This window comes from Pseudomonas sp. NPDC098740 (assembly GCF_044760065.1).
Taxonomy (GTDB): Bacteria; Pseudomonadota; Gammaproteobacteria; order Pseudomonadales; family Pseudomonadaceae; genus Aquipseudomonas; species Aquipseudomonas rossensis.
This window is the reverse complement of the sequence record NZ_JBIWAM010000052.1, coordinates 1-4,200: the sequence shown is the minus strand read 5'-3', so window position 1 is coordinate 4,200 and position 4,200 is coordinate 1. Positions and strand designations below refer to the sequence as shown.

At 52.7% G+C, this 4,200-nt stretch carries 4 protein-coding genes and 4 tRNA genes; all 8 read right to left on the bottom strand.

Annotated features, from left to right (window positions below; all coding sequences use genetic code 11):
* Positions 1-44: 44 nt before the first annotated feature.
* Positions 45-120, bottom strand: a tRNA-Trp gene (locus ACIQU2_RS28850).
* Positions 121-173: 53 nt separating this feature from the next.
* On the bottom strand, positions 174-1,367 hold the full coding sequence (gene tuf / locus ACIQU2_RS28845) for an elongation factor Tu (RefSeq protein WP_019693885.1): 1,194 nt from the start codon (positions 1,365-1,367) through the stop codon (positions 174-176).
* 84 nt (positions 1,368-1,451) lie between these two features.
* Positions 1,452-1,527 (bottom strand) — tRNA-Thr (locus tag ACIQU2_RS28840).
* Between the two features lie 26 nt (positions 1,528-1,553).
* A tRNA-Gly gene (locus ACIQU2_RS28835) sits at positions 1,554-1,627 on the bottom strand.
* Between the two features lie 23 nt (positions 1,628-1,650).
* Positions 1,651-1,735 (bottom strand) — tRNA-Tyr (locus tag ACIQU2_RS28830).
* 142 nt (positions 1,736-1,877) lie between these two features.
* Entirely contained in the window at positions 1,878-2,318 is a 441-nt protein-coding gene (locus tag ACIQU2_RS28825; RefSeq protein WP_347802908.1) for a hypothetical protein, read from the bottom strand.
* A 7-nt stretch (positions 2,319-2,325) separates the two neighbouring features.
* A complete protein-coding gene (locus ACIQU2_RS28820) occupies positions 2,326-3,075 on the bottom strand; it encodes a pantothenate kinase (RefSeq protein WP_347802907.1) in 750 nt (249 codons plus the stop codon).
* Positions 3,065-4,024 (bottom strand): bifunctional biotin--[acetyl-CoA-carboxylase] ligase/biotin operon repressor BirA, encoded by a 960-nt coding sequence (gene birA, locus ACIQU2_RS28815; RefSeq protein ID WP_347802906.1) that lies wholly within the window; start codon positions 4,022-4,024, stop codon positions 3,065-3,067. The genes ACIQU2_RS28820 and birA overlap by 11 nt, the downstream gene beginning before the upstream one ends.
* Positions 4,025-4,200: the final 176 nt, after the last annotated feature.

The window sequence follows — 4,200 nt, the reverse complement described above, 5'->3', positions numbered from 1 at the left end:
TATGAAGAACCTGTGAAAAGAAAGCCAGACACACCAAGTGAATCTGGCAGGTCAGGAGGGAATCGAACCCCCAACCTACGGTTTTGGAGACCGTCGCTCTGCCAATTGAGCTACTGACCTAAAACAAAATCAGGCCGACCATTATGCCGGCCCGAAAAAGACATTACAACAACTTACTCGATGACTTTAGCTACGACACCAGCGCCGACGGTACGACCGCCCTCACGGATAGCGAAGCGAAGCCCATCTTCCATCGCGATGGTTTTGATCAGGGTGACAGTCATCTGAACGTTGTCACCAGGCATTACCATTTCAACGCCTTCTGGCAATTCGCAGTTACCGGTCACGTCCGTGGTACGGAAGTAGAACTGCGGACGGTAACCCTTGAAGAACGGAGTATGACGACCGCCTTCTTCCTTGCTCAGAACGTAAACTTCTGCAGTGAACTTGGTGTGCGGCTTGACAGTGCCCGGCTTGACCAGAACCTGGCCACGCTCAACATCATCACGCTTGGTACCACGCAGCAATACGCCGCAGTTCTCGCCGGCACGACCTTCGTCGAGCAGCTTGCGGAACATCTCAACACCAGTGCAAGTAGTTTTGACAGTGTCACGAAGACCAACAATCTCAACTTCTTCCTGAATGCGGACAATGCCACGCTCAACACGACCAGTCACAACAGTACCGCGACCGGAGATCGAGAAAACATCCTCAATCGGCATCAGGAACGGCTTATCAATAGCACGCTCAGGCTGCGGAATGTAGCTATCCAGAGTCTCGACCAACTTCTTGACGGCAGTAGTGCCCATCTCGTTGTCATCTTGACCATTCAGCGCCATCAGCGCCGAACCAATGATGATCGGAGTGTCATCACCTGGGAAATCGTAAGCGCTCAGCAGGTCGCGCACTTCCATCTCAACCAGTTCCAGCAACTCAGCATCATCAACCATGTCAGCCTTATTCAGGAAGACAACGATGTACGGGACGCCAACCTGACGAGACAGAAGGATGTGCTCACGGGTTTGCGGCATCGGACCATCAGCGGCCGAGCAAACCAGAATCGCGCCATCCATCTGGGCAGCACCGGTAATCATGTTTTTTACGTAGTCAGCGTGACCTGGACAGTCAACATGTGCGTAGTGACGCACAGCCGAATCGTACTCAACGTGAGCGGTGTTGATGGTAATACCACGAGCTTTTTCTTCAGGGGCGCTATCGATCTTGTCGAAGTCAACCTTTGCCGAACCGAAAACTTCGGAACAGACGCGGGTCAAAGCAGCAGTCAGAGTGGTTTTACCGTGATCGACGTGACCAATGGTACCAACGTTGACGTGTGGCTTATTACGTTCGAACTTTTCCTTAGCCATCAAAATCACCCCTAGGAGAAGAATTGAGCAGGTCAAACAAGCCATTAAAACAAAGGCAGATATTTTCATATCTGCCTTGTTATATGGAGCTCTTGAGCGGATTTGAACCGCTGACCTCACCCTTACCAAGGGTGTGCTCTACCAACTGAGCTACAAGAGCGTAACGCTATGCAGGATCTGCAAACTTGGAGCGGGTAGCGGGAATCGAACCCGCATCATCAGCTTGGAAGGCTGAGGTTCTACCACTAAACTATACCCGCGAGCTTGCAGCTCTCGCTAAAAATGGTGGAGGGGGAAGGATTCGAACCTTCGAAGTCGTAGACGTCAGATTTACAGTCTGATCCCTTTGGCCGCTCGGGAACCCCTCCTAAGCGAGCCGGCATTCTATATCATGCCAGCCTTCTGTCAAGCATTTTCTCATTAAAAACCTGAGGTTAGCTGCGTTGACATCACTTTGCGGTATTAACCATTAAAGGTCTTCACTGCGAAGCGGGCGCCATTCTATGCAAACTATTCGGCGGGTGCAACCCCCTCGCACGGCATTATTTTATGTTTTAACTCATTGAATTCTCTTGAAAGGTTTTTCAGCTGCGAGTCATCCAGCCAACGCCGGCTTTCTGGTGCCACACGCACCCAGTAACCATCTGACCCGGCGGGGGGCCTCAGCAAGGACTCGAACTTGATTTCCATGCCACTCAATCGCCGCTCAACCGCCTGAGCCGCTTCCTGACGAGCAAAACCGCCCAGATAAAGGCAACCATCGCCTGCCTGGGTAGACTTTCCTCTATCACGAGCCGCATCAGCTGTCTCACTCAACAAGCGAATATCCTGCTGCGCCCCCCTATACAAACTCAAAGGGGTTACATCCTTCGCACGCAGAGGAGCCTCTTGTTGGTGCCAGATGTAATAGAACACATTGAGAACAAGCAGCAGCAGAAACAACCAACGCATAAAAACCTCAGGACAAGGGGCACGCCATAGCCAAACCTACAAACACCAGATCAGGAACAACCCTGGCCTCAGGCACGATCTCGGAAACCAGGTTTGCATCTCCTCCAGTGAGGAACACAGCAAAATCATCCCCCCAATAGCTCCGCGCCAACTCTAGCTGCGTCAGGACAAAGCCTCTCAGCATCAACGAGCATCCCCGCTCGACCGCTTCGACAGTTGTCCGACCAGGAACGAGACTTTCCATAGCGCGCTCGGCTGCTAGATCGCCATAACGAATTCTACGGGTGTGGGTACGCAATTGGTTTCGCATCAGAGGCATTCCCGGGCATATAAATCCTCCGAGGTGCTCTCCATCCCTAGAGATGAAGTCCGCAGTAACTGCCGTACCAAAATCAAGCACAAGGCACGCACCCGAAGCCAGTTGGAATCCCCCAAGCATCGCCAGCCAACGGTCGAGCCCTAACCGCTCGAACTCCTCATAACCATTACGAACCCCGGACATTTCGCGGGAGGGCGCTGCACATACCACCGACACACCAAAAGCTTCTGTCAGCAGAGAAATCAGTGCACTGGTTTCATCGGTAGTCCTGACACTGACCAACCGACAAAACTTGAGAGTGAGACCCTTGAGCGTTTTCAAGCTCTCCAACAAAGCGAGATCCGAATCAACGACGCCCTCGCCAACCACCCGCCGAACATCCGCGTCGAGCACACGCCACTTGATAAAACTGTTTCCGCAGTCGAGCTCAAGAATCATCACGCAACCTCAGACTGAGCTCACCACCACTAAAGACTTTTTCCACACCACCCACCTTCAAGCGCAGAGCACCCTGACTATCAATACCCAGCACTTCGCCTTCTATATGGTTAACACCTGCGATCAACGAAACGGCCCGCCCCTGCCAGAGATGATTTTGCTCCCACTCTGCCTGGATAGCTGAAAATCCGTCGACTTGATGACGACACAGATATGCCTGGAGCATCGCGCCCAACTCCCCGACCAAGTGATTTCGATCAAACACCTTGCCCGACTCTAGCCGCATGGACGTCCACTGCTGATCTACCTCATCGGTAATCTGCATGTTCACATTAATTCCCACACCCAGCACAACGTGACACACATCAGCAGGATCTCCCACCAACTCGAGCAATATCCCGGCGATCTTCTTCTGACCAACCAGAACATCATTGGGCCACTTCAATCCAGCCCCCGAAATACCAAGCTCACGGAGGGCCTGCATGACGGCGAGCCCAACAACTAGACTCAAGCCTTCCAGCTGACGCATCCCACCTTCAATACGCAGCACGAGGCTGTAATAGATGTTTTCCGCGAATGGACTCGCCCATTTACGTCCACGCCGCCCGCGACCTGCAGTTTGTCGTTCGGCAAGCACCAGAAAGGGTGCCGCCTGCCCCCGCTCTATGGCACGCAAAGCCTCGGCATTAGTGGAGTCAATTGAATCAAAAACCAGGATGGGCCAATCACAAGAAGGCGCCCGCTCTTTTATCTCGACAGGATCAAGCAGCGTTAATGGCGCAGCCAGTTGATATCCGCGACCCCGCACCTTATGAATGGATAATCCCAGCTCAGCTTCTAAATGCTGAAGCTGCTTCCAAACGGCACTACGACTGATACCCAAGGCGACACCCAGGGCCTGACCCGAATGGAATCGGCCATCCTTAAGAAGCTTTAACAATGTCAGCATGCAAGTCTCGCCTCACAATGAGGCCGCATGATAGCCATGCCCCGCGCCATTGCATAGAAACCCTACAGGTCAGTTTTCCTGCGGACAAAACAAAACCCCTACCTGCATACGCAGATAGGGGTTTCGGAATTTAATCTTGACGATGACCTACTCTCACATGGGGAAACCCCACACTA